The organism is Cereibacter azotoformans (genome assembly GCF_021391315.1).
In the GTDB taxonomy this organism is placed as follows: Bacteria; Pseudomonadota; Alphaproteobacteria; order Rhodobacterales; family Rhodobacteraceae; genus Cereibacter_A; species Cereibacter_A azotoformans.
Window position 1 is genome coordinate 854,045 of the sequence record NZ_CP090021.1, and the last position, 22,680, is coordinate 876,724.

The window sequence follows — 22,680 nt, forward strand, 5'->3', positions numbered from 1 at the left end:
CGAGGCTCGCCCGCCCACTGATTCGCTCAGAGGCGGCGGGCCGCCAGGGCCGAGCGCAAGAGCGGCAGGATCACGATCATGGTGACCAGCAGGAAGGCCGCTTCCAGAGCGAATACAGCCAGATAGGGCGCACCGGGGCCGTAGGCGCCCAGGTCCGGCAGGGCCTGAAGCAGGTCGCGGATGATGCCGGCGCTGGCGATGCCGATCCCGGCCGCCGTGGCCTGCACAGCCCCCCAGGCGCCCAGAGCCAGGCCCACCTGCTCCTTCGGGGCCAGGCGCATGGTGGCCGTCAGCGTCCCGTGGCTGAAGAGGCCGCCGCCAAAGCCCACCGTCAGCGTGCCGAGGATGAAGATCCAGGTGCTGGTCATGCCCGTCGCGCCCATGATGGCAAAGAAGCCCGGAAGGCCCGCGGCCGCGCCCAGGAAGGCCATGCGCAGCGGATCGAAGCCGCGGCCCAGCACCCAGGAGGCCAGCCAGAAGCCCACGAGCCCGCCGCCGGCGAAGGTCGCCGTCAGCCGCGTGGTCTCGGCCACCGTCATCGACAGCACCTGGCCGCCGTAGGGCTCGAGGATCACATCGGCCATGCCGAAGCCGAGCGTGCCGAGGGCGATCACGATCAGCCCGTGCAGCGCGTTCTCGCGGCTGATGAACTCGCGCCAGTGGTCCGAGAACTCGGGCTCCTTCTCGGGCTTGATCGTGTAGGCGCGGTTGCGCGGCTCCATCTTCCAGAGCGCGATCATGTTCAGGAAGAACACGGCCACCGCGACACCCGAGATCACCTTGATCAGCTGCGCGTCGTAGTAGGGTTCCAGCAGCCAGCCGAAGCCGATCGAGGAGAAGATCATGCTGACAAGCAGCACCACATACATCAGGCCCACGACCTTCGGCTGATCCTCGCGCGGGGCGAGGTCGGTGGCCAGGGCAAGGCCCACGGTCTGGATCGTGTGGACGCCGCCGCCGACCATCAGGAAGGCGAGGGCGGCCGACGAGACGCCCAGCCAGAGAGGCTGGCCCTCGGCATAGCCCTGTCCGCCGAGCACGATGAGGGCGAAGGGCATGATGGCAAAGCCGCCCCAGAGAGCGAGCGTTCCGCGATAGATCCAGGGCACGCGCCGCCAGCCCAGCGCCGAGACATGGGTGTCGGACTTGAAGCCGATCAGGGCCCGGAACGGCGCGAACAGCAGCGGCAGCGAGATCATGATGCCGACGACCGAGGCCGGCACCTTGAGTTCGACGATCATCACGCGGTTCAGCGTGCCGACGAGCAGGACGATGGCCATCCCCACCGCCACCTGGAACAGGGACAGGCGCAGCAGCTTGCGCAGGGGCAGCTCGTCCGACGCCGCATCGGCAAATGGCAGGAAACGCGGTCCGACACGGACCAGTTGCTGGACAAAGCGGCTCATGCGTGGAAGTTCCCGGGAAGGCGCAGGACAGCGCAGCTTGAGGAAGATCGGGCTTTCAGGCACGCCGCCCGAACGGGTAAGGCGACAACAACGCGTCGCTATTGCGACGAGCAGGCCGGAACCCTGCGATCCCGGCCTGCTCGGAACTCAATGCCTGCATGGCGCGGGCCCGCGGCCCGCGCCGTTCGCAGCATTACTCAGCAGCGACTTTCGCCGAGCCCTGGTAGTAGTCGGGCAGCCAGGTGGTGGTGGTCAGCACCGCAGCGTGAATCACAACCGAAGCGATGACGGCGGCGCTGAGGAACAGCGGAACGCCAACAGTCGGTTTCACCACGAGCCAGATTTTGCCGTTGGTCATGTCAGTCTTCTCCTATCAGCCGAGCCACGGGGTCGCAGCGGCGGCGAGGAAGTGCGCGATGAGCGCCATGCCACCGAACACACGGGTGCCGAGGATGAGTTGCTTATGAACTTCTTCGGCTTCGGCAACGGTCAGGCCGCTCGGCCAGACTTTGTTCAGATCGTCAGTCACTGTGTCGTCTCCCAACTGGTAATCGACGGTTTTGCGTGTAGGGCCTGCACGCTGGCTTCGACGAGACCGGAGAGCCCTTGGCCACCTTGTCGGCGTCCTTGGATCCGCCCCGGCTCACATTATGGGTGTCACATCCCACTGACAGTTTCAACGTCAACGTGGGCTGACAGGGCCGTTTTGGGTGCGACTTATTGGCCGCCGAATTGGCGCACGCGACGGACTAAGAGATTGAAAAGGGACAATTTTGACGCAGGTGCGCGGAAAATTGACGCTGCCTGCCGCACCCTCGCCAGGGCCGTTCAAGGCCATGTTCTGCCGCGAAATCCACGCCAGACGGCCCCCTTGCGCCGGGGTCTCGGCTCCCCTATGTCGGGTGATTTTTCCGCTGGAACAGGGGGCTTGGCCGCTTGCGGGCCGCCCCCTCGGAGCGCCCTGAATCAGCCGGTCGCCACCAGCACCGACTCAATCCGTTCGAGGAAGAGCGCCGCATGCGCCTCCGAGAAGACCAGGGGCGGGCGGATCTTCAGCACATGGCCGAGCGGACCCGTGGCCGAAATCAGCACCCGCGCCTCGCGCAGCCCGTTGACGATGCGGCCGGCGGCGACCGGGTCCGGCGCCCGCGAGTCGGGATGCTCGACGTCGATTCCGATGAAGAGACCGGCGCCCCGCACCGCGCCCAGCCGGGGAAAGCGCGCGGCGAGGGCGCGAAGATCCTCGCGCAGCCGCGCCCCGACCGTCAGGGCATTGGCCTGCACCCTCTCGGCCTCGATCACCTCGAGGACGGCCAGCGCGGCCGCCGCGGCGACGGCGTTGCCGCCGAACGTGTTGAAGTAGCGCGCACGGGCCCCGAAGCCCTCGACCAGTTCGGGCCGCAGCGCGAGGGCGGCCACCGGATAGCCGTTGCCCATCGGCTTGCCCATCGAGATCATGTCGGGCACCACCCCATGCCGCAGGAACCCCCACATCGCCTCGCCGGTGCGCCCGAAGCCCGGCTGCACCTCGTCGGCGATGAAGAGGCCGCCCGCCGCGCGGATCGCCTCGGCCGCAGGAGCGAGGAAGTCCGGCGGATCGGTGAAGACCCCGTCGGACGAGAAGACCGTGTCCACGATCAGCGCCGCGGGGCGGATGCCGTGCCGCTGAAGATCCGCCGCCGCCGCCGCGACCGCCGCGGCAAAGCCGGCATCCGCCTGCCTGGCCGCATCCGGCGCGGGCACGGTGCGGACATGGGCCCCGAGCGGCACGCCCGGCCCGAGCGACGGCGACAGGGCTGCGACGGCCAGCGTCACGCCGTGATAGGCGTTCTCGGTCACGATCACGCCCGTGCCGCCCGTCGCCGCAAAGGCCAGCCGGAGTGCGAGATCGTTCGCCTCCGACCCGGTGCAGGTGAACATCACATGGCCGATCGCCTCGGGCAGGGTGGCCAGCAGCCGCTCGGCCAGCTCCAGCACGCCGTCATGCAGATAGCGCGTGTGGGTGGCCAGTTCGGCCGCCTGCCGCGCCACGGCCTCGACCACGCGGGGATGGCAATGGCCGAGGGAGGCCACATTGTTGTAGGCATCGAGATAGGCCGTCCCCTCCGCGTCATAGAGCCAGACGCCCTCGCCCCGCACGATATGCAGCGGACGCTCGTAAAAGAGCCGGTAGGCCGGCCCGAGCACCGCCTGCCGTCGCCCGACCAGCAACCGCTCGCGTTCGGAGAGACGCGCATCGCCCGGACGGAAGGCGTTGGGCATGGCATCGCGGATCATCCTGGCCTCACGCCTCGCCGACTGCGCGGGCGAGGGATGCGGCCGCCGCCCCCGGCGCGAGCGCCGTCAGCGCCTCGAGCCCCGCCGCCGCCGCGGGCAGGTTGCGCAGGATGTAGGGCGCGTTCTCGGGCTGCTGCGCGGCCCGCGACGAGGCGATGGCAATCGTCGCAACCATGCGCGCCGCGACCAGCTCCGGCAGGATCTCGATCTCGGAGGGCTGAAGCGGATTGGCCTCGTGATAGCCCGCCACCAGATCGGCCAGCGAGCCGGCCGGATCGCCCGGCTCCAGTTGATAGGATCCCGCAATCGCCAGATCGCAGGCCCGCGCGGTCCTCACCATGTCGCCGAAGTCGATCACGCCCGTCACAAGCGACGGGTCGGCCGGATCCACCATGATATTGTGGGAATTCATGTCGTTGTGCACCACCTGCCAGGGCAGGTCGGCCAGCCGCGGGGCGGCCTCGGCGTCGAACCGGTCGATCACCTGCCCGGCGAGGACCGCCGTTCGCGCATCGGGAATGGCGGGCAGAAGGGGCCGCAGCCGGGCCGCGTGGCGGATGTCCCACAGAAGCTCGTAATCGGCCGCCGGATGCGCGAAGTCGGCCAGGGCCGCCGTGATCCCGCCGAGGCAGCGCCCGATGGCCCGCCGCTGCGCCGCCCCGCCGCGGGCGCGCCAGAGCGGCTCGCCCCCGACCCATGTCAGAAGCCGCAGCAGATTGCCCGACGGCAGCTCGGCCCACGGCGCGCCCTCCAGGGTGCGGCCGACGCGCGGCACCGGCAGGCTCGGCGCCCGGTCCTCGAGATGAAGGAGGGCGAGCGTCTGGAACTCGGTCACGCCCCGCGGCTCGGCGGCGTTCGCGATCTTGAGCACGAACTCGCCGTGCCCGGTCACGAGGCGGAAGTTCTGGTCGCGCTCGGAGGTGAGCGGCAGGGCTCGGCCGTCCTGTCCGAAATGCGCCCGTGCCAGCCCTTCCGCCTCGGTTGCCGTGAAGGCGGGGCGGGGCGCGGCGAGCAGGGTTCCGATCGGCAAGGCGGAGTGGGGCAAGGTGGGCTCCTCGGCGATGAGGAGGCGATCATGGGCGAGCCGCTCGCGGAAGGGAAGCCGAAGAGGCCGTTTTCATTCCGCCTGATCCGCAGGCAAGGCGCCGGAGAAACCGGCAATGATGCCCATGCGGGCGGTGACCTCGCGAACCGGGCCGGGATGGCCGGTTGCTGCGCCCGGGGGCCGATGATGGTATGCGCTGAGAATGAACGCCCTCACGCCCCCACGCGACTGTCTGGAACGCAGCCAAGGCCATGCGCAGGTGACGCTTGCGCGGGTGCGCGGGGCGGTCCGGCTGCGCGATCTGGCGCAGCGGGGCTCGGCCAAGGCCTTTCTGCCGCGGGTGGACGGGCCGGTGCCCGAGATCGTGTTCCTCAACACGTCGGGGGGACTGACCGGCGGCGACCGGCTCTCCTATCGGCTGGAGGTGGGCGAGGGATGCCGCGCCGTCGCCACCACCCAGACCGCCGAGCGGGCCTATGCCGCGGGCCGGGGCGTCGCACAGGTGCGGGTTGCGCACGAGGTCGGGGCGGGCGGCTGGCTCGACTGGCTGCCGCAGGAGACGATCCTGTTCGAGGATTCGGCCCTGGACCGGCGGACCGAGATCGTGCTCGGGCCGGGGGCGGGCTGCCTCATGGTGGAATCGGTGGTGCTGGGGCGGGCGGCCATGGGCGAGACGCTGTCGCGGCTGGCCTTCCGCGACCTGCGCCAGATCACGCGCGGGGGGCGCCCGGTGCTGGTCGAGCCGCTGGCGCTGGACGATCGGGCGCTCGCGGCGGCGGCCGGGGCGGCTGTCCTTGGTGGATCGCGCGCTCTTGCCACGCTTGCCCTGGTGGGGCCGGGCGCCGAGGATGCGCTCGGGCCCGCGCGGGCCGTGCTGGACGAGCCGGGGGTGGAAGCCGCAGCCTCGGCCTTCGATGGCAAGCTGCTGGTGCGGATGCTGGCGCTTGACGGCTGGCCGCTGCGGCGGCAGGTGGCGCGGGTGCTGGGGGTGCTGCGGGGCCGGGCTCTGCCGCGCGTGTGGCAGGACTGAGGGGAACGACATGAACCTGACGCCGAGAGAAAAGGACAAGCTCCTCATCAGTCTGGCCGCCATCGTGGCGCGCAACAGGCTCGAGCGCGGGGTCAGGCTCAACCACCCCGAAGCGGTGGCGCTGATCTCGGATTTCGTGGTCGAGGGGGCGCGCGAAGGCCGCTCGGTCGCCGATCTCATGCAGGCCGGGGCCCATGTGATCCGCGCCGAGCAATGTATGGAGGGCGTGCCCGAGATGCTGCATTCGGTGCAGGTCGAGGCGACCTTCCCCGACGGAACCAAGCTCGTCACCGTCCACCACCCGATCCGCTGAGAGGTGCGGATGCCGGCCCATCCCTTCCGCGTCTCCCCACAGGTGAGCGCATGATCCCCGGAGAGATCTTCCCCGCCGAGGGTGAGATTCTGCTGAACGCGGAACGCATGCAGGTGACGCTTGTTGTCTCCAATGCCGGCGATCGGCCGGTGCAGGTAGGCTCGCACTACCACTTCGCGGAGACGAACCCCGCGCTCAACTTCGACCGTGAGGCCGCACGCGGGATGCGTCTGGACATCCCCGCCGGCACCGCTGTGCGATTCGAGCCCGGCCAGACCCGGGAAGTGCGACTTGTGTCTTATGCCGGTGCCCGTGAAGTCTATGGCTTCAACGGCCGGATCATGGGCAAGTTGTAGCGGCCTCGACAACAGGAGTATGGAATGCCGCTCGCCTTGCCCTTCACCAGCCTTATGGCGCTCTATTGGCAGACCGGGATGATGGTCGTCGAAGCGCAGACCGTCATGGCGATCCGAACCATGGGCATGATGGGCGTGCTGACGCCGCACCCGCTCGAGAATCAGCGCATGGTGGCCGAGAAGGGCGTGGCCTTCGCTCAGGCGGCCCACGCGGCCACGACGGCCGCGATGCAGGGCAAGCGGCCCGACGAGGTCGCCGCGGCCGCGCTGAAGCCGATCCGCCGCCGGACGCGCGTCAATGCGGCGCGCCTCACCCGTGCCGCGAAGCGCGCGAAGGCCTGACGTGACGCGCCTGCCTGCCGGATCTGCGGGCCTGTGCGGTCCGATCGGCGTCCGGCGGCGGAGGCAGGCCCCTTGGGCAGAGGACGGACCCCTCGGCGCCTGTCTTGCGCCGGCCGGGCGCGCGTCCGGCCGGCGCTCCGACGAGGGTTCCTGCGCGCAGACAGGTGCTGATCCGTCTCGGGATGCCTCCCTCACATCCGGCGCGGGCCGTGCGGGGCGGAGGCGACCTAGGGTCACCGCACCCGGCGCGCCAATGTCGGGTTGCACGCCCGCCTGTGTCCATCGCCGCACGGGGCGGACACGCCCCACTCCCGCTAGCGCCAAGGAGGGTTCATGCCTGCTTCCATCTCGCGTTCGACCTACGCCGCCATGTTCGGCCCCACCACCGGCGACCGGCTGAGGCTGGGCGACACCGACCTGATCATCGAGGTCGAGCGCGACCTGACCACCTACGGCGAGGAGGTGAAGTTCGGCGGCGGCAAGGTGATCCGCGACGGCATGGGCCAGAGCCAGCGCACCCGGGCGGACGGTGCGATGGACACGGTCATCACCAACGCGCTCATCCTGGACTGGAGCGGGATCTACAAGGCGGATGTCGGCCTGCGCGACGGGCGGATCGCGAAGATCGGCAAGGCCGGCAACCCCGACACCCAGCCGGGGGTGGACATCGTGATCGGGCCGGGCACCGAGATCATCGCGGGCGAGGGGCGGATCCTCACAGCCGGCGGAATGGACGCCCATATCCACTTCATCTGCCCGCAGCAGATCGAGGATTCGCTGCATTCCGGCATCACCACCATGCTCGGCGGCGGCACGGGGCCCGCACATGGCACCCTCGCCACCACCTGCACGCCGGGGCCCTGGCACATCGGGCGGATGCTGCAGGCGGCTGATGCCTTTCCGATCAACCTCGCCTTCGCGGGGAAGGGCAACGCCTCGCTTCCCGCGGCACTCGAGGAGCAGGTCCGCGCCGGCGCCTCCTGTCTGAAGCTGCACGAGGACTGGGGCACCACCCCCGCCGCCATCGACTGCTGCCTGACGGTCGCCGACCGAATGGATGTGCAGGTGATGATCCATACCGACACGCTGAACGAATCGGGCTTCGTCGAGAACACGCTGGCCGCGATCGGCGGGCGCACCATCCACGCCTTCCATACCGAGGGGGCGGGCGGCGGCCACGCGCCCGACATCATCAAGGTGGTGGGGGCGGCGAACGTCATCCCCTCCTCGACCAACCCGACGATGCCCTACACCGCCAACACGGTGGAGGAGCATCTCGACATGCTGATGGTCTGCCACCACCTCGACCGTTCGATCCCCGAGGACGTGGCCTTCGCCGAGAGCCGCATCCGCAAGGAGACCATCGCCGCCGAGGACATCCTGCACGACATGGGCGCCTTCTCGGTGATCTCGTCGGACAGCCAGGCGATGGGGCGGGTGGGCGAGGTCATCACCCGCACCTGGCAGACGGCGCACAAGATGAAGGTGCAGCGCGGGCGTCTGGCCGAGGAGACCGGCGCGAACGACAACATGCGGGTGCGCCGCTACATCGCGAAATATACGATCAACCCGGCAATTGCGCATGGCCTCTCGCGCCATATCGGCAGCGTGGAAGAGGGAAAACGCGCCGATCTCGTGCTCTGGACGCCCGCCTTCTTTGGGGCCAAGCCCGACATGGTGCTTCTGGGAGGCATGATCGTCTGCGCGCAGATGGGCGATCCGAACGGGTCGATCCCGGCGCAGCCCTTCTATTCGCGGCCCATGTTCGGGGCCTTCGGCGGGGCACTTCATGCCAGTGCCGTCACGTTCGTGTCGCAGGCGGCCCAGGCCGACGGCGTCGGCGAGCGGCTGCGGTTGCAGAAGGGGACCCTGGCCGTCGAAGGGACGCGAGGGATCGGCAAGGCCGACATGAAGCTCAACGCCCACCGGCCGGCCATCGAGGTCAATCCCGAAACCTACGAGGTGCGCGCGGATGGAGAGATCCTGACCTGCCAGCCGCTGGCCGAGTTGCCGCTTGCCCAACGCTACTTCCTGTACTGAGGCCGGCCGTGGCGGGGCAGGCGCGGGAGGGTCGGCCTGCGGCGGACCGCCGCGCCTAATGCACGGCGCGCAGGGCGGGGACAGGCGGGCGGGCCGGACCCACGGCGGCGGGCAGACAGCGCACCTCCCGCGTGACGCTCTCGCTCCAGTAGCGGGGGTCGGCCAGGACCGCTTCGGGCAGACGGGCGGTGTCGAACAGGCGGAACCGCCGCTCGGCCACTTCGGCGCGGAAGTGCCGGCCTTCCATCTCGTCATCCGGTGCCGCAAGGATCCGGGCACAGAGCCGAGCCTCTCGCAGCCGCAAACGCGCGATGGCCGCCCGCACCTCTCCCAGTTCGTCCGCCGGGCTGGCCGCCTTCGACTTGTGCATGTCTGCCCCCGTTGCCATTCTGTTCCCGACACATAACCGGCCGTCCCTTAACGAATCGCTGACGCCGGAGCAGAGAAAGGACCTTCCATGACCGAGCTTCCCCAGGCACGCCGGCTGCTGAGACAGGGTGAATGGACGGGCGTGGCCGCGGGCCGCGTGCAGCTCGGCTATGACGAGCGGTTCCTGCGCCGCAAGCGCCTCGAGACCGTTGCGGGCGACGGGTTCCTTGTGGATCTGCCCGAGACGACCAGCCTTGACGAGGGCGACGCCTTCGAGCTGGCCGACGGCCGTCTGATCGAGGTGTGCGCGGCCGAGGAAGAGGTGGTCTCGATAACCGGGCCGATCCTGCGGGCCGCCTGGCACATCGGCAACCGACACACGCCCTGCCAGATCGAGCCGGACCGGCTGGTGATCCGCCGCGACCATGTGCTCGAAGGGATGCTGCGGGGCCTGGGCCTCAGCCTCGAGCCGAGAACCGAGCCGTTCCGGCCCGAAGGCGGCGCCTACGGCCACGGCCGCACGATGGGCCACGATCATGGCCCCGCGCATGACCATGATCATCACCACCCGCATGTCCATGTTCACATCTCGCGCAAGGCCGACGAGGACGAGACGCCCGACGCCGACCCGGCATGAGCCGCGCGCTGCTCACGCTCGTCCAGTGGCTCTCGCCGGCCTTCCCGACCGGGGCCTTCGCCTATTCGCATGGGCTGGAATGGGCGATCGCCGAGGGCGAGGTGCAGGATGCGGCCGGCGTGGAACAGTGGGTCGCCGACATCCTGCGCTTCGGGTCCGGGCGGACGGATGCGATCCTGCTCGCCCACGCTCTGAAGGGCCATGATCTCGAGGCGCTCTCGGATCTGGCGCGCGCTCTGGCGCCTTCGGCCGAACGGCTGCGCGAGACCGAGGAGCAGGGGGCGGCCTTTGCGGCCACCACGGCGGCGCTGACCGGGCGCGCGCTGCCGCCGCGGCCCCTGCCGGTGGCGATCGGGCAGGCGGCGGCCGCGCTCGGTCGGCCGGTGACCGAGGTGCTGGAGCTGACGCTCCATGCCTTCGCCGCCAATCTGGTCTCGGCGGCGGTGCGATTCGTCCCGCTCGGCCAGACCGAGGGGCAGGCGATCCTGTCCAGCCTGCATCCGCTGATCGAGGAGATCGCGCGCGAGTCGGCGGAGGCGCCGATCGAGGCGATCGGCAGCGCGGCCGTCCGCGGCGACCTTGCGGCCATGCGGCACGAAACCCAGCAAGTGAGGATCTTCAAGACATGAGCCACGGACCCCTGCGGGTGGGAATCGGCGGCCCGGTGGGCGCCGGCAAGACCACCCTGACCGAAAAACTCTGCGCGGCGCTGGCGCATCGCTGCTCGATGGCGGTCATCACCAACGACATCTACACGCGCGAGGACGCCGAGGCGCTGATGCGGGCGCAGGTGCTGCCGGCCGAGCGGATCCGCGGGGTCGAGACCGGAGGCTGCCCCCATACCGCGATCCGCGAGGATGCCTCGATCAACCTCGCCGCCGTGGCCGATCTGCGGCGTGCCTTTCCCGACCTCGACCTGATCCTGATCGAGTCGGGGGGCGACAATCTCGCCGCGACCTTCAGCCCGGAACTGGCCGACCTCACCCTCTATGTGATCGACACGGCCGCCGGGCAGGACATCCCGCGCAAGCGGGGGCCCGGCCTCGCGCGCTCGGATCTGCTGGTTGTCAACAAGACCGATCTCGCGCCCCATGTGGGCGTCGATCTTCGCCTGCTCGAAGAGGACACGAAGACGGCGCGAGGCCGGAGACCCTATGTCATGGCGCAGCTTCGCCGGGGGGCGGGCGTGGCCGAGATCGTGGCCTTCCTCGAGCGTGAGGGCGGGCTCCAACTCCTGCCTCAGGAATAAGCAGCTGGCCGATTCCGCGCCACACCGGCGCGACCGCTGCCTGATCCTTGGACGTGGCGCCCGCTTCTGATGAAAAGACGGGCATTCTCGCCCATCGTCCGGCGGGCTTGGTCTCGCTGTCTTGCCCGCTCCGGCGCCCCGACGTCATCTGATCCCGCGAGGATCGTCCGCGAGGCGATCCGGCGCCCGCGGGCAAACAGCCCCGCGGCGGATCAACAGGGGACTGCCAAGGCTCGAGAATCGCGACCGGCCCACCGGGACCGGACGGGCGGAGCCTTGCTGAAACAGGGAACAGGACCATGAAGATGTTCAGGGGATATCTGATCGGCACGGCGCTGGGCCTGTCGCTGGCGGGCGCGGCGCTCGCTCAGCAGGACACGATCAAGATCGGCGTGCTCCATTCGCTCTCGGGCACGATGGCGATTTCCGAGACGACGCTGAAGGACACGGTCCTGATGCTCGTCGATCAGCAGAACGCCAAGGGCGGCCTGCTCGGCAAGAAGCTCGAGGCGGTGGTGGTGGACCCCGCCTCGGATTGGCCGCTCTTTGCCGAGAAGGCGCGCGAGCTTCTGACCGTCAACGACGTGGACGTGATCTTCGGCTGCTGGACCTCCGTCAGCCGCAAGTCGGTGCTGCCGGTGATCGAGGAGCTGAATGGCCTGCTGTTCTATCCCGTCCAGTATGAGGGCGAGGAATCCTCGAAGAACGTCTTCTACACGGGCGCCGCGCCGAACCAGCAGGCGATTCCGGCGGTGGATTACTTCCTCGAGGAACTGGGCGTCGAGAAGTTCGCGCTCCTTGGCACCGACTACGTCTATCCGCGCACCACGAACAACATCCTCGAAAGCTACCTGCAGCAGAAGGGCATCGCCAAGGGCGACATCTTCGTGAACTACACCCCCTTCGGCCATTCCGACTGGTCGAAGATCGTGGCCGACGTGAAGGCGCTGGGTGCTGACGGCAAGAAGGTGGGCGTGATCTCGACCATCAACGGCGACGCCAACATCGGCTTCTACAAGGAGCTGGCCGCCGCCGGCATTTCGGCCGACGACATCCCCGTGGTGGCCTTCTCCGTCGGCGAGGAGGAGCTTTCGGGTCTCGACACGTCGAACCTCGTGGGGCACCTCGCCGCCTGGAACTACTTCCAGTCCGCCGAAAGCCCCGAGAACGAGGCCTTCATCACGGACTGGAAGGCCCGGATGGGCGAGAAGCGGGTGACGAACGACCCGATGGAAGCCACCTACATCGGCTTCAACATGTGGGTGAACGCGGTCACCGAGGCCGGCACGACCGACGTGGACCCGGTGGCCGATGCGATGATCGGGCAGAAATTCCCGAACCTCACCGGCTCCGAGGCCGAGATGCTGCCGAACCACCACCTGACCAAGCCCGTGCTGATCGGCGAGATCATGGACGACGGCCAGTTCGACATCGTCTCGCAGACCGAGCCGGTGCCGGGCGACGCCTGGACCGACTTCCTGCCCGAATCCGCCGTGCTCGAGTCGGACTGGAAGACGCTGGATTGCGGCATGTACAACACCGAGACCAAGACCTGCGTCCAGATCAAGTCGAACTACTGACCGGCCGGGGGCGGCCCCGCGCCGTCCCCGCCGCCGCGGCCGTCATGCCGACAGCGGGGGCGCCGCACCGTCGCCCCCGACCGTGAGACCGAGGTTTGAATGCGGTTTGTCCTGATCCTTCTGGCGGTGGTGCTCGCGCCGCTCTCCGTTCATGCGCAGGGCACGCCCGCCGCGCAGATCCTGTCCGAAAACCGGGCGCTGGTGGAAAGGGCCTCGCGCCAGACCATCGGGCCGGTGATCGAGGCGCTGGCGGCCTCGGGCGATCCCGCCGCGGTTACCATCCTCGATGCCTGGGCCAACCGCGGCCTCGGCCTGCGCGCGGCGGATGGCGCCTTCTTCCTGATCGCCCCGGCCGAGGGCGGCTGGGCGCTGACCGACCTCGACGGCGCCCCCGCCGGCACCGCCGCCAGGGCCGAGATCGACCAACTGCGCCCGAACAGCGGCGTCCGCGGCCTGATCGCGACCGCGCTGGTCCGCTTCCAGTTGGCCGACCCCGATCCGGCACGGCGCTCGGCGGCCATGGAGTCCATCGCCCGCGACCCCTCGGCCGAGCATCTGGAGCCGCTGCGCGCCGCGCTGGCCCAGACGCCCGATCCGGCGCTGGCCCGGCTGGAGCGGCTGCTGACGCTGCGCTTCGGCGCGACGCCCGAAGAGCGGGTGGCGGCCATCGATAGCTTCGGCGCCGATCTGGGTCTCGACCTGCGCGCGGCGCTCAATCCGTTGGTTGCCACGCGCCGCCTGGCGATCCGGGGCGAGGCGGAAAACCTGAACATTGCCCGCAACTTGGTGCCCGGACGTGATCTGACGCGCGAAGAAGCCTATGACCTGCTGGTGGCGCAGGGCGATGCCCCCGCGCGCCTCACCCTGCAGGCGCAGCGCGAGACACTGGTGGGCCAGATTCGCGACGGTCAGGCGGCCGGCATCCCGGTCGCCGATCTCGACAGCCAGGAGGCGCGCGACCGTGCCTATACCGCGCTGGAAGCGCAGGGCGCCGTGCCCGCCGCCGCGACCGAGGACGAGGTGACGGCCGCGCTCGAGGCCCACCGCTTCGCAGAGGTCTATGCCGAGCCCGACCGGGCGGTGACCGAGGCCGCCAGCGCCGCGCTGACCCGGATCGGCCGCACCGTGGGCCTTATGCAGGCGGCGGACCTCGCGCTTGATGCGGCCTCGCTCGCCTCGATCTATTTCCTCGCCGCCATCGGCCTCGCCATCACCTTCGGCGTCATGCGGGTGATCAACATGGCGCATGGCGAGTTCATCATGATGGGCGCCTACACCGGCTACGTGACGCAACTCTGGATCGCCGATTACACGATCTCGATCCTTGTGGCGCTGCCGCTCGCCTTCGCCGTCACCTTCGCCGCCGGCGTGGCGATGGAGCGGCTGGTGATCCGCCACCTCTACCGCCGCCCGCTGGAGACGTTGCTTGCCACCTTCGGGATCTCGATCGCGCTCCAGCAGCTGGCCAAGAACATCTTCGGCACCCAGGCCCGGCCGCTGACCGCGCCCGCCTGGCTCGACGGCGCGCTGAGCTTCAACGACGTGGTGTCGATCAGCTACATCCGCATCGCGATCTTCGTCCTGGCCCTGATCTTCCTTGGCGTCTTCCTCATCATCATGAAGCGGACGCGCCTCGGGCTCGAGGTCCGCGCGGTGACGCAGAACCCGTCGATGGCGGCCTCCATGGGGATCAACCCCGACCGGATCAACATGCTGACCTTCGGCCTCGGCTCGGGCATCGCGGGCGTCGCGGGGGTGGCCATCGGCCTCTTCGCCAAGGTCACCTCGGAGCTGGGGCAGGACTATATCGTGCAGAGCTTCATGACCGTGGTCGTGGGCGGCGTGGGCAACATCTGGGGCACGCTTGCGGGGGCCGCGATGATCGGCGGCGCGCAGAAGGGCATCGAGTGGCTGAACCCCTCGAACACGCTTGCGGCCCAGACCTACATGATCCTTCTCATCATCATCTTCATCCAGTTCCGGCCGCGGGGGATCATCGCCCTCAAGGGCCGCGCCGCAGGAGACTGACATGCGCCCGACGAACCTCTGGGGCCGCCTGCCATGAGACAGGGCTTCCTTTCCCGCAACCCCTCGGTGCTGGTGTTCCTGCTGATCCTCGCGCTGTTCACGCTGGGGGTGACGCTCCTGTCGCACGCCTATGGCAGCGCCTTCCTCTCGACCTCCTTCATCAAGACACTGGGCAAGACGCTCTGCCTCTGCCTCGTGGCGCTCGCGATGGATCTGGTCTGGGGCTATGCCGGCATCCTCAGCCTTGGCCACATGGCCTTCTTCGCGCTCGGCGGCTACATGATCGGCATGTGGCTGATGTATGCCCGCACCGAGGAGATCGTGGTGCAGGCGCTGGCGAACGCGCCGCTGCCGGCCACACCGCAGGAGATCTCGAACGGGGTGGCCAGTCAGATCTTCGGCGTGGTCGGCGGGGCCGAACTGCCCGCGGTCTGGACCTTCGCCCACAGCCTGCCCCTGCAACTTGCGCTCGTGGTGCTCGTGCCCGGTCTGCTGGCGCTCGCCTTCGGATGGCTGGCCTTCCGCAGCCGGGTGACGGGCGTCTATCTCTCCATCCTCACGCAGGCCATGACCCTCGCCCTCGCGCTGCATCTCTTCCAGAACGACTCGGGCCTGCGCGGCAACAACGGGCTCTCGGGGCTTCAGAACATCCCCGGCCTCGGCGGCGTGTCGCAGGACCGGCTGTCGGTCTGGTTCTTCTGGGCCTCGGCCGCGGCGCTGGCACTGGGCTATCTGCTCGCGGCCTGGCTGGTGTCGGGCAAGTTCGGCTCGGTCCTGCGCGCGATCCGGGATGACGAGCAGCGCGTGCGCTTCCTCGGCTATTCGGTCGAGGGCTACAAGCTCTTCATCTTCACCTTTACGGCGGTGGTCGCGGCGGTTGCGGGCGCGCTCTACTATCCGCAGGCCGGGATCATCAACCCGGCCGAGCTGGCGCCCATCGCCTCGATCTATCTGGCGGTCTGGGTGGCGATCGGCGGGCGGGGGAGGCTCTACGGGGCCGTGATCGGCGCGGCGTTCGTCTCGCTGCTCTCGACCTGGTTCACCGGGGGGCGGGCGCCGGACGTGAACCTCGGCTTCGCCACGATCCAGTGGGTGGACTGGTGGCAGATCCTGCTGGGGCTCGCCTTCGTGCTGGTCACGCTCCTTGCTCCGCAGGGGATCGGCGGGCTGTTCGACTGGGCCGCGGGCCTCCGCCATCCGGCGCGGCGCGGGGCACCGCTCGGGCCCGCCGAAGGCGCGCTGCAGGAGAGGGAGGCCACGGAATGAGCGCGCTTCTCGAGGTTTCGGGCGTCTCGGTCACCTTCGACGGCTTCCGCGCCATCAACAACCTGTCCTTCAACATCGGCGCGCAGGAGTTGCGCGCCATCATCGGGCCGAACGGCGCCGGCAAGACCACCTTCATGGACATCGTGACCGGCAAGACCCGGCCCGACGAAGGCTCGGTGACCTTCGGCGAACGCTCGGTCTCGCTGCTCGCCTTGTCCGAGTCGCGGATCGCGCAGGAGGGAATCGGGCGCAAGTTCCAGCGCCCCACGGTGTTCGAGGATCAGACGGTCTTCGACAACCTGATGATGGCGCTGAAGAAGCCGCGCTCGCCCTTTTCGGTGCTCTTCTTCCGTCCATCGGGTCGCGACGCCGCCCGCGTCGAGGAACTGGCGGCCGAGGTGGGGCTTGGCGATCATCTCGCGCGCAAGTCGGGCGAGCTGAGCCATGGGCAGAAACAATGGCTCGAGATCGGGATGCTTCTCGCGCAGGAGCCGCGGCTTCTGCTGGTGGACGAGCCCGCCGCCGGCATGACGCTGGCCGAGCGCGAACATACCACGGCGCTTCTGGTCGAGATGGCGAAGACCCGCGCCGTGGTGGTGGTGGAGCATGACATGGAGTTCGTGCGCCGGCTGAACTGCAAGGTGACGGTGCTGCACGAGGGCTCGGTTCTGGCCGAGGGCAGCCTTGACCATGTGACGAAGAACCCGGCCGTGATCGAAGTCTATCTGGGGCGGGGATGAGATGCTGAAGACCGAAGGGCTGACCCTGCATTACGGCGGCAGCCAGATCCTTTACGGGATCGACATGGAGGCCCGCGCGGGCGAGGTGACCTGCATCATGGGCACCAACGGCGTGGGCAAGACCTCGCTGCTCAAGGCCATCGCGGGGGCGCATCCGCGATCGGGCGGGCGCGTGATCCTTGATGGCGAAGAGCTGCCACGGCTGCCGCCGCAGGCCATGGCGCGGCGCAGGCTGGGGTTCGTGCCGCAGGGGCGGATGATCTTCCCGCTGCTGACGGTGACGGAGAATCTCGAGACCGGCTTTGCCGTCCTGCCGCGATCCGAGCACCGCATCCCGGACGAGATCTACGAGCTGTTCCCGGTGCTGAAGGACATGGCGCACCGGCGGGGCGGGGACCTCTCCGGCGGGCAGCAGCAGCAGCTGGCCATTGCCCGCGCCCTGATCATGAAGCCGAGGCTTCTGCTCCTCGACGAGCCGACCGAGGGCATCCAGCCCAACATCATCCAGCAGATCGGCCGCGTGATCTCGTATCTGCGCGGGAAGGGCGACATGGCGATCATCCTGGTCGAGCAGTATTTCGAGTTCGCCTACGGGCTCGCCGACCGCTTCTATGTGCTCAAGCGCGGATCGGTCGATGTGGCGGGCACCAAGGCCGAACTGGGGCGTGACCGGGTGCGGCAGGCCGTTTCGGTCTGACGGCCGATCGTCCTGAGCCGCGGCATGACAAAGGGGCCGGCGAGCTTGCCGGCCCCTCTTCGCGTCGGGAACGCGATCAGTTGGTCGCGGCTTCGGCCGGGGCCTCTTCGGCGGCGGGCGAGACGGACACGAGATAGGCCCAGATGTTGTGGGCGTCTTCTTCCTTGCGGACCTTGTAGGTCATCTTCCCGCGGGCCTTCGAGTTGTCGGTGTACTCTTTCAGGAAGGCGGTGGGGTCCTTGGTGTAGGCGGTGAACTGCTCTTCGTTCCAGACCAGCCCGCTTTCGCCCGCCGCGACAAGGTCCTTACCGTAGCCTTTGAAATCCTCACGGGTGCCGGCCTGACGGCCCGGCACGCCATAGAGGTTCGGGCCGGTCTTGGCGTTGCGCCCGGCGATGGTGGTGCCGGCATCGTCCACGATGACGTGGCAGGTCTGGCACTGGTTGAAGGCCTTCTCACCGGCCGCGGCGTCGCCTTCCTGAGCGAGCGCCGGGGCGGCGGCGAGTGCGGCGATGGCCGCGAGAGCCTTGATTTCGAACTTCATGGGTATCCTCCCTGTATGGGTAGATGATTGCGATAATATCGGGTGCCGCCGGCACATACTCAATACTGCGGAACGCGCGCCCCCGATCATCCATGGCATCTGGAAAAAGGTTGCGCAACGGCCACGGGAGGCGGCGGGAACGGGGAACGGGCGGAGCGCCCGGTAGCTTCGGGGAAGAGCCGGACCTGCGGAGCCCAAAGGTGCTTGCGGTTTCGAGGCGGCTGACATGAACTTCCTGCCGGGCTGTTCGGACGCAGGGGACTATGCCGCCCGCCCACGTCCTGAATTATATGACGGATTGCCGCAGAATGTGCGGAGGGGCCTGCCTCACCTCGATTTGAGCAGCGCCCCCTTCGCCTCTTCCTTGAGCAGCTTGGCCTCGGCGCGGCGCACCGGCAGGGGCGCGGGTGCGGGCCGGAAGGCGCGCGCGCCGGGCGACCGCCGCTCGGGCATCATCCATTTCCACAGCTTGCGGTCCTGCAGGTTCACCACCATGAACCAATGTTCAAGAACGGCGAGCGCGGTCAGGGCGGCGAGCAGCCAGAAGCCCACTTCCCGATGGCTCGTGCCGCCGGACGAGATCGCGCGCTCGACCCAGCAGCCGGTGGCGAAGGTCAGCAGCGTCACCGACAGCGGAAAGAAATGGTTCATCCGCGTGCGGCGGAAGTAGCTCGACAGATGGGCCAGGGTCGAGGGCAGGAACTCGACGTTGATGTAGGGCACGCCCAGGTAGAGGTTCAGCTTGGCCGAGACCCGCGCCACGAAGAGGATCAGGAAGGTCCAGAGGCCGAAGCGGTTCGGCGCGTCGCCGGCATGCATGGCCATGGCCACCAGAACCGTCACCAGCACGATCTCGTGCCACAGGACCGTGCCGACGGCGCGCAGGAACCGCTCGAGCGGCCCGGCATGGGTCGGACAGGGGTCGGTGTTCGGCCCGGTGATCACGCCGGACAGGAAGGCAAGCTCGATCCAGCCCCAGACGGCGAGCGAGGACAGGAAGGCCACATAGACCCCCTGCACCGTTGCATCCTGCAACGTGTGAACATAGCCCCAGGCGCCCGCGAACAGCATCGGCAGGCCGATGATGACCGACGTCAGGTGCGACTCGGGTCCGCGGTTGTCGGCGTGGCGCACCCGCCAGAGCAGGATGCCGGTGGAGAACCACCAGACGAAGATGGCCGACAGGGCAACGACCCAGGGACTCGTAAGCATCAGCGGCCACCCAGCCGGCAGGAGGAAGCGGGCAGGGCCCGCTTCCGGAGATCGTCAACAGTCAATAGCTCGGCTCCAGTCGCACATTCGCGGGCAGGGCGTTGGTCCTGACCGGAATCGTGTAGAGGGCGGTGAAGGCGGCCAGCGCCTGCGCGCCGCCCAGCACCTTGTCGAGCCGCCCCGCAAGGCCGCCCCTGCGGTTGCCCCGGTCCATCCGAAGGAAGGCGGCGTTCATGCGGTTCAGCGCCGGCTTCCAGCGCGGATGGTCGATGTCCAGCTCGACCGGGAAGATCTGCCGCGCGATCTCGGAGGTCTTGCGGAACACCTCCTGGTCGTACCAGTCGATGTCGACCCCGAGCGCCTTGTGAAACTCGGGCCGGGCATGGTCGCGCACCCACATGGTCGAATAGACCGCCGTCAGGAAGAAGCGGATCCAGAGCCGGTTGACCGTCGAGTCGGTCAGCTTCGGATCGGTCTTCATCAAGAGCGCGAAGGCCTCGCCGTGGCGGAACTCGTCGTTGCACCACTCCTTGAACCATTTGAAGATCGGGTGGAACCGATGTTCGGGGTTGGCCTCGAGGTGGCGGTAGATCGTGATGTAGCGCGCGTAGCCGATCTTTTCCGACAGGTAGGTGGCGTAGTAGATGAACTTCGGCCGGAAATAGGTGTATTTCTTGGCCTTGGTCAGGAAGCCGAGGTTCACCGCCACGCCCGCCTCGCGCAGCGCGTCGTTGATGAAGCCCGCGTGCCGCGCCTCGTCGCGCGCCATGTAGCTGAACAGCTCGCAGATGTCGGGGTTCGAGCCCCGGCGCTTCATCTCCTTGTAGAGCACGCAGCCCGAAAACTCGGCCGTGCAGGAGGACACGAGGAAGTCGATGAACTCGACCCGCAGGGCCGGGTCCATCGCCTCCCAGTCGATCCGGTCCCACGCGTCGGTCTTCTTGAAGTGGCCCTTGTTCGGGTCCGCCTTCATCTCGGCGATCAGCTCGTCCCACTGGGCGCGGATCGGGGTCACGTCCACGCGGTCGAGTTCGTCGAAATCGGTGGTGTAGAAGCGCGGGTTGAGGATGTGGGTTTCCGTCGCCATGGCGGTCGTGTCGGCGACGGCTTCGGGATCGAGCGCGGGGGACAGGTCTCCGGGCGAGGCGTTCACAGCGTCACCTGCTCGGAGAAGGAGAACTCGCACAGCTCCATCGCGCCGAGGTCGCCCGTCAGCCGCGTCCACAGCCGCTCGAGCGCCGAGGCACGGGTGATCGTGGCGGTGCGTTCCTCGACCACCACCTCGCCGAAGGCGGCCGTGACCGGCCCGCCGTGAACCAGAACCTCATCGCCCGGATGGACGATGGCACCATTGTCAAAGCGCACATGCGCGTGGAGAGACTCGAACCTGTGACTCACTTCAACGGTGCAGGGCACCTCTTCCGCTTGTTTTGTGAACAGACCCATGGGGGTTCCCTTCTCTTGGCGTCATTCGGACAGCATCCGCGCGAAAACCGCTTGATTGTCGGGTCCGAAGGCCTGGAGCTCGGCGCTCCAGCCGGTTGCGTCATCCTGCAGGGAAAGTCTGCCGTTCTCGTACTTCACCAACCGCACGGGGGGATTGTCCTCAACCCGATGCACGGTGCGGGCGCGCCTCAGGCCGATCTGGATCACGGTGACGAAGCCGCCGTTGTCGGCTTCGAACAGGGTCTCGCCCTCGGGGGTGCGGACCGCGACGGCCTGTTCGCCCAGCCCCACCAGCACGAGCTGCCGCTCGGCCACCACGGGGGCGGCGGGTGGCTGGCCGGTCGGCTCGCGTCCGGTCCAGACGGCCCAGGCCACCATCAGGATCGAGCCGAGGGCAAGCGCGAACATCCCCTTGAGCAGGAAGGGCGGGATCAGCTCCTTCTCCTTGTCGCTCTGGGGACGGCGGGAGTTCGGTGCGGTCATCATGGTCTTCCTGCGGGCTGTTGCCGGAGGGCATCCTCCGGCCGTGGATCTTGCCGTTCGCGGCGGTCTCAGGCGGCGGGCACGGCCTGCGCCGGCATGGCCGCCTCGGCCCGGGCGATGGAGGGAACCGACAGCCGCGCCTCGGCCGCTTCGGTCAGGATCCGGGCCACCCGCTCGGCGTCGGGAATGCAGCGCATGGCCGGCTCGCCCCGCCACTTCCACGGGCGGATGTGCGGCCAGCAGACCAGCTTCGAGATCCGGTTCGGCTGCTTCATCTTCAGCGCGATGGTGCCCGAGCCGGACTTGCGCAGGTCAAGCGCCGCGCTTTCAAGCTGCTTGAAGGGCAGGTTGAGCGTCACCGACAGGGCCGCGCCGATCCGCAGGATCACGCGGGCGGTGGTGATCGTATAGATCGTGGCGCGCGCCTGCCAGAAGGCCCCGAGCAGCAGCAGCAGATAGGTCAGAACGCCCATCCCCACATAGGGCAGGCCGTAGGCCAGGGCCATCGGCAGTCCGCCATCGGCCCAGCCCATCGAGCCGCGCCAGAGCACGATCAGCGCAAAGTAGCCGGCAATCCAGTTGACCTTGTAGGCCTCGCGCGCCAGCGCGAAGGCCGCCGGGCGGCCCTGCCACAGCAGCGTCTCGCCCTGCGGCGGACGCTCGGGGAGGCCAGGGATCGGTTCGAACTTGAAATCGTCATGGTCCATGGTCGTCTCCTCGGGTTCGTCGGCGGCGGATCGGATGCGGATCGGGCCTCGGGGGCCCCATTCGGATCGGGTCCGGCAGGTGCGGCGCGGCCCCGGAGAGGGCCGCGCCGTGGTCAGATCAGGCGTATTCGGCCAGCATCGCGCTGATGACCGACTTGCGCTTCGGTGCGGCGTACATCAGGCCGCCCGCGACATAGGCGCAGATCTTGTCCTCTTCGAGGAGCGTGACCTCGGAGGGGTTCTTGATCGTCGGGATGCCGGCGAAGAGGTCCGACGAGAGCGCGTTCACATGGACGCGGTTCGCCTGCACCTTCACCATCTGCATCGGCACGAGACGGGTGGTGCCGTCCTTGAGTTCGACCTCGAGGAAGCGGGCCATCTGCTCGGGGATGTCCACCCAGATGTCCACGACCTTGCCGGCGATCTCGAGATCGCAGCCGCGGACGGGCAGGCCGATCGGGTTCTTGCCGGCCGAGACGTAGAAGCCGGCGGCGGCCTTCATCGGCTTGATCTTGTTGTGGCCGTGGCCGTCGAGTTCGGGCAGGTCACGGCGGGCAACCCACGAGGCCGGGCCCACGCCGTCCTTCATCGGGTCGCCGGTCGGAACATGCGGGAAGCCTTCCGAGACCGCCGTCCGCGCAAGCGGGATCGGACGGTCTTCGCTTTCCGGGCCGGGAACGGTCAGCGTGCCGCGGCCGTGGGGCAGGATGAAGGTCTTGGGCTTCGGCAGCGGGAACGGGCCCTGGTTTGCGGCCGGGGTGCCGTCCTCGTTCTCCAGCGGATAGCCCTCGCGCATGTTCTCGGTCTGGAGGTAGTAGATCAGGCCCGCGAGGAAGATCCAGAAGCTATAGATCGCCAGCGACGCCAGATCGAAGTTTCCAAAAGCAGTCACACCAACCATTTAAGGGGTCCT

General features: G+C 68.5%; 26 protein-coding genes. 13 read left to right on the top strand and 13 right to left on the bottom strand.

The window, feature by feature from the left end; genetic code table 11:
• Nucleotides 1-26: 26 nt before the first annotated feature.
• The 5 genes from LV780_RS04240 to LV780_RS04260 all read right to left on the bottom strand — a co-directional run bounded on the left by LV780_RS04240 (nt 27) and on the right by LV780_RS04260 (nt 4,728).
• A complete protein-coding gene (locus tag LV780_RS04240) occupies nt 27-1,406 on the bottom strand; it encodes a PucC family protein (protein WP_108221385.1) in 1,380 nt (459 codons plus the stop codon).
• Nucleotides 1,407-1,599: 193 nt separating this feature from the next.
• Nucleotides 1,600-1,764 (bottom strand): light-harvesting protein, encoded by a 165-nt coding sequence (locus tag LV780_RS04245; RefSeq protein ID WP_011908020.1) that lies wholly within the window; start codon nt 1,762-1,764, stop codon nt 1,600-1,602.
• Between the two features lie 15 nt (nt 1,765-1,779).
• Entirely contained in the window at nt 1,780-1,935 is a 156-nt protein-coding gene (gene pufB / locus LV780_RS04250; RefSeq protein WP_002720479.1) for a light-harvesting antenna LH1, beta subunit, read from the bottom strand.
• A gap of 437 nt (nt 1,936-2,372) precedes the next feature.
• The gene (locus LV780_RS04255; protein WP_108221386.1) at nt 2,373-3,683 is read right to left on the bottom strand and encodes an aspartate aminotransferase family protein; all 1,311 of its coding nucleotides are present in this window, start codon (nt 3,681-3,683) and stop codon (nt 2,373-2,375) included.
• Between the two features lie 7 nt (nt 3,684-3,690).
• On the bottom strand, nt 3,691-4,728 hold the full coding sequence (locus tag LV780_RS04260) for a phosphotransferase (protein WP_101340578.1): 1,038 nt from the start codon (nt 4,726-4,728) through the stop codon (nt 3,691-3,693).
• A 202-nt stretch (nt 4,729-4,930) separates the two neighbouring features.
• Here LV780_RS04260 and LV780_RS04265 point away from each other — a divergent pair, with 202 nt between their 5' ends.
• The 5 genes from LV780_RS04265 (at nt 4,931) to ureC (ending at nt 8,809) form a co-directional block, all read left to right on the top strand.
• On the top strand, nt 4,931-5,758 hold the full coding sequence (locus LV780_RS04265; RefSeq protein ID WP_101340579.1) for an urease accessory protein UreD: 828 nt from the start codon (nt 4,931-4,933) through the stop codon (nt 5,756-5,758).
• A gap of 10 nt (nt 5,759-5,768) precedes the next feature.
• Nucleotides 5,769-6,071 (top strand): urease subunit gamma, encoded by a 303-nt coding sequence (locus LV780_RS04270; RefSeq protein ID WP_011908024.1) that lies wholly within the window; start codon nt 5,769-5,771, stop codon nt 6,069-6,071.
• 50 nt (nt 6,072-6,121) lie between these two features.
• A complete protein-coding gene (locus LV780_RS04275; protein ID WP_108221387.1) occupies nt 6,122-6,427 on the top strand; it encodes an urease subunit beta in 306 nt (101 codons plus the stop codon).
• Nucleotides 6,428-6,451: 24 nt separating this feature from the next.
• Entirely contained in the window at nt 6,452-6,769 is a 318-nt protein-coding gene (locus LV780_RS04280; RefSeq protein ID WP_011908026.1) for a hypothetical protein, read from the top strand.
• 333 nt (nt 6,770-7,102) lie between these two features.
• Complete coding sequence (gene ureC, locus LV780_RS04285) at nt 7,103-8,809, top strand: urease subunit alpha (RefSeq protein ID WP_108221388.1); 1,707 nt, start codon at nt 7,103-7,105, stop codon at nt 8,807-8,809.
• Nucleotides 8,810-8,864: 55 nt separating this feature from the next.
• On the opposite strand, the gene LV780_RS04290 is transcribed toward ureC, so the two are convergent.
• Nucleotides 8,865-9,179 (bottom strand): hypothetical protein, encoded by a 315-nt coding sequence (locus LV780_RS04290; protein ID WP_108221389.1) that lies wholly within the window; start codon nt 9,177-9,179, stop codon nt 8,865-8,867.
• A gap of 87 nt (nt 9,180-9,266) precedes the next feature.
• Here LV780_RS04290 and ureE point away from each other — a divergent pair, with 87 nt between their 5' ends.
• The 8 genes from ureE to urtE all read left to right on the top strand — a co-directional run bounded on the left by ureE (nt 9,267) and on the right by urtE (nt 17,375).
• Nucleotides 9,267-9,815 (top strand): urease accessory protein UreE, encoded by a 549-nt coding sequence (ureE, locus tag LV780_RS04295; protein ID WP_011908029.1) that lies wholly within the window; start codon nt 9,267-9,269, stop codon nt 9,813-9,815.
• Complete coding sequence (locus LV780_RS04300) at nt 9,812-10,444, top strand: urease accessory protein UreF (protein WP_011908030.1); 633 nt, start codon at nt 9,812-9,814, stop codon at nt 10,442-10,444. The genes ureE and LV780_RS04300 overlap by 4 nt, the downstream gene beginning before the upstream one ends.
• Entirely contained in the window at nt 10,441-11,064 is a 624-nt protein-coding gene (gene ureG, locus LV780_RS04305) for an urease accessory protein UreG (RefSeq protein ID WP_011908031.1), read from the top strand. The genes LV780_RS04300 and ureG overlap by 4 nt, the downstream gene beginning before the upstream one ends.
• Before the next feature lie 299 nt (nt 11,065-11,363).
• Nucleotides 11,364-12,644, top strand: a complete 1,281-nt coding sequence (gene urtA / locus LV780_RS04310) for an urea ABC transporter substrate-binding protein (protein WP_108221390.1) — start codon at nt 11,364-11,366, stop codon at nt 12,642-12,644.
• Between the two features lie 99 nt (nt 12,645-12,743).
• Entirely contained in the window at nt 12,744-14,672 is a 1,929-nt protein-coding gene (urtB, locus tag LV780_RS04315) for an urea ABC transporter permease subunit UrtB (protein WP_108221391.1), read from the top strand.
• 33 nt (nt 14,673-14,705) lie between these two features.
• Nucleotides 14,706-15,938, top strand: a complete 1,233-nt coding sequence (gene urtC, locus LV780_RS04320; protein WP_108221392.1) for an urea ABC transporter permease subunit UrtC — start codon at nt 14,706-14,708, stop codon at nt 15,936-15,938.
• Nucleotides 15,935-16,678, top strand: a complete 744-nt coding sequence (urtD, locus tag LV780_RS04325) for an urea ABC transporter ATP-binding protein UrtD (RefSeq protein ID WP_011908035.1) — start codon at nt 15,935-15,937, stop codon at nt 16,676-16,678. The genes urtC and urtD overlap by 4 nt, the downstream gene beginning before the upstream one ends.
• A 1-nt stretch (nt 16,679) precedes the next feature.
• Nucleotides 16,680-17,375: an urea ABC transporter ATP-binding subunit UrtE gene (gene urtE / locus LV780_RS04330; RefSeq protein ID WP_101340586.1), complete on the top strand. Its 696-nt coding sequence runs from the start codon at nt 16,680-16,682 to the stop codon at nt 17,373-17,375.
• A gap of 76 nt (nt 17,376-17,451) precedes the next feature.
• On the opposite strand, the gene LV780_RS04335 is transcribed toward urtE, so the two are convergent.
• From LV780_RS04335 to puhA, 7 genes are all read right to left on the bottom strand, one after another.
• Nucleotides 17,452-17,919: a c-type cytochrome gene (locus LV780_RS04335; RefSeq protein WP_011908037.1), complete on the bottom strand. Its 468-nt coding sequence runs from the start codon at nt 17,917-17,919 to the stop codon at nt 17,452-17,454.
• Nucleotides 17,920-18,246: 327 nt separating this feature from the next.
• A complete protein-coding gene (puhE, locus tag LV780_RS04340; protein ID WP_108221394.1) occupies nt 18,247-19,131 on the bottom strand; it encodes a putative photosynthetic complex assembly protein PuhE in 885 nt (294 codons plus the stop codon).
• 61 nt (nt 19,132-19,192) lie between these two features.
• Nucleotides 19,193-20,284, bottom strand: a complete 1,092-nt coding sequence (gene acsF, locus LV780_RS04345; RefSeq protein WP_011908039.1) for a magnesium-protoporphyrin IX monomethyl ester (oxidative) cyclase — start codon at nt 20,282-20,284, stop codon at nt 19,193-19,195.
• A complete protein-coding gene (locus tag LV780_RS04350; protein ID WP_011908040.1) occupies nt 20,281-20,577 on the bottom strand; it encodes a hypothetical protein in 297 nt (98 codons plus the stop codon). Before LV780_RS04350 ends, acsF begins: the two co-directional genes overlap by 4 nt.
• 21 nt (nt 20,578-20,598) lie before the next feature.
• Complete coding sequence (puhC, locus tag LV780_RS04355; RefSeq protein ID WP_233863906.1) at nt 20,599-21,060, bottom strand: photosynthetic complex assembly protein PuhC; 462 nt, start codon at nt 21,058-21,060, stop codon at nt 20,599-20,601.
• A gap of 68 nt (nt 21,061-21,128) precedes the next feature.
• Complete coding sequence (puhB, locus tag LV780_RS04360; RefSeq protein ID WP_011908042.1) at nt 21,129-21,767, bottom strand: photosynthetic complex putative assembly protein PuhB; 639 nt, start codon at nt 21,765-21,767, stop codon at nt 21,129-21,131.
• Between the two features lie 118 nt (nt 21,768-21,885).
• Entirely contained in the window at nt 21,886-22,668 is a 783-nt protein-coding gene (gene puhA / locus LV780_RS04365; RefSeq protein WP_011908043.1) for a photosynthetic reaction center subunit H, read from the bottom strand.
• Between the last annotated feature and the right edge of the window lie 12 nt (nt 22,669-22,680).

Bases quoted from the DNA above. Each gene is read 5' to 3' on its own strand.
- LV780_RS04240 (WP_108221385.1), bottom strand. From the start codon at position 1,406: ATGAGCCGCTTTGTCCAGCAACTGGTCCGTGTCGGACCGCGTTTCCTG.
- LV780_RS04245 (WP_011908020.1), bottom strand. From the start codon at position 1,764: ATGACCAACGGCAAAATCTGGCTCGTGGTGAAACCGACTGTTGGCGTT.
- LV780_RS04255 (WP_108221386.1), bottom strand. From the start codon at position 3,683: ATGATCCGCGATGCCATGCCCAACGCCTTCCGTCCGGGCGATGCGCGT.
- LV780_RS04265 (WP_101340579.1), top strand. From the start codon at position 4,931: ATGAACGCCCTCACGCCCCCACGCGACTGTCTGGAACGCAGCCAAGGC.
- LV780_RS04270 (WP_011908024.1), top strand. From the start codon at position 5,769: ATGAACCTGACGCCGAGAGAAAAGGACAAGCTCCTCATCAGTCTGGCC.
- LV780_RS04275 (WP_108221387.1), top strand. From the start codon at position 6,122: ATGATCCCCGGAGAGATCTTCCCCGCCGAGGGTGAGATTCTGCTGAAC.
- LV780_RS04280 (WP_011908026.1), top strand. From the start codon at position 6,452: ATGCCGCTCGCCTTGCCCTTCACCAGCCTTATGGCGCTCTATTGGCAG.
- ureC (WP_108221388.1), top strand. From the start codon at position 7,103: ATGCCTGCTTCCATCTCGCGTTCGACCTACGCCGCCATGTTCGGCCCC.
- LV780_RS04290 (WP_108221389.1), bottom strand. From the start codon at position 9,179: ATGCACAAGTCGAAGGCGGCCAGCCCGGCGGACGAACTGGGAGAGGTG.
- ureE (WP_011908029.1), top strand. From the start codon at position 9,267: ATGACCGAGCTTCCCCAGGCACGCCGGCTGCTGAGACAGGGTGAATGG.
- LV780_RS04300 (WP_011908030.1), top strand. From the start codon at position 9,812: ATGAGCCGCGCGCTGCTCACGCTCGTCCAGTGGCTCTCGCCGGCCTTC.
- ureG (WP_011908031.1), top strand. From the start codon at position 10,441: ATGAGCCACGGACCCCTGCGGGTGGGAATCGGCGGCCCGGTGGGCGCC.
- urtA (WP_108221390.1), top strand. From the start codon at position 11,364: ATGAAGATGTTCAGGGGATATCTGATCGGCACGGCGCTGGGCCTGTCG.
- urtB (WP_108221391.1), top strand. From the start codon at position 12,744: ATGCGGTTTGTCCTGATCCTTCTGGCGGTGGTGCTCGCGCCGCTCTCC.
- urtC (WP_108221392.1), top strand. From the start codon at position 14,706: ATGAGACAGGGCTTCCTTTCCCGCAACCCCTCGGTGCTGGTGTTCCTG.
- urtD (WP_011908035.1), top strand. From the start codon at position 15,935: ATGAGCGCGCTTCTCGAGGTTTCGGGCGTCTCGGTCACCTTCGACGGC.
- urtE (WP_101340586.1), top strand. From the start codon at position 16,680: ATGCTGAAGACCGAAGGGCTGACCCTGCATTACGGCGGCAGCCAGATC.
- LV780_RS04335 (WP_011908037.1), bottom strand. From the start codon at position 17,919: ATGAAGTTCGAAATCAAGGCTCTCGCGGCCATCGCCGCACTCGCCGCC.
- puhE (WP_108221394.1), bottom strand. From the start codon at position 19,131: ATGCTTACGAGTCCCTGGGTCGTTGCCCTGTCGGCCATCTTCGTCTGG.
- LV780_RS04350 (WP_011908040.1), bottom strand. From the start codon at position 20,577: ATGGGTCTGTTCACAAAACAAGCGGAAGAGGTGCCCTGCACCGTTGAA.
- puhC (WP_233863906.1), bottom strand. From the start codon at position 21,060: ATGACCGCACCGAACTCCCGCCGTCCCCAGAGCGACAAGGAGAAGGAG.
- puhB (WP_011908042.1), bottom strand. From the start codon at position 21,767: ATGGACCATGACGATTTCAAGTTCGAACCGATCCCTGGCCTCCCCGAG.
- puhA (WP_011908043.1), bottom strand. From the start codon at position 22,668: ATGGTTGGTGTGACTGCTTTTGGAAACTTCGATCTGGCGTCGCTGGCG.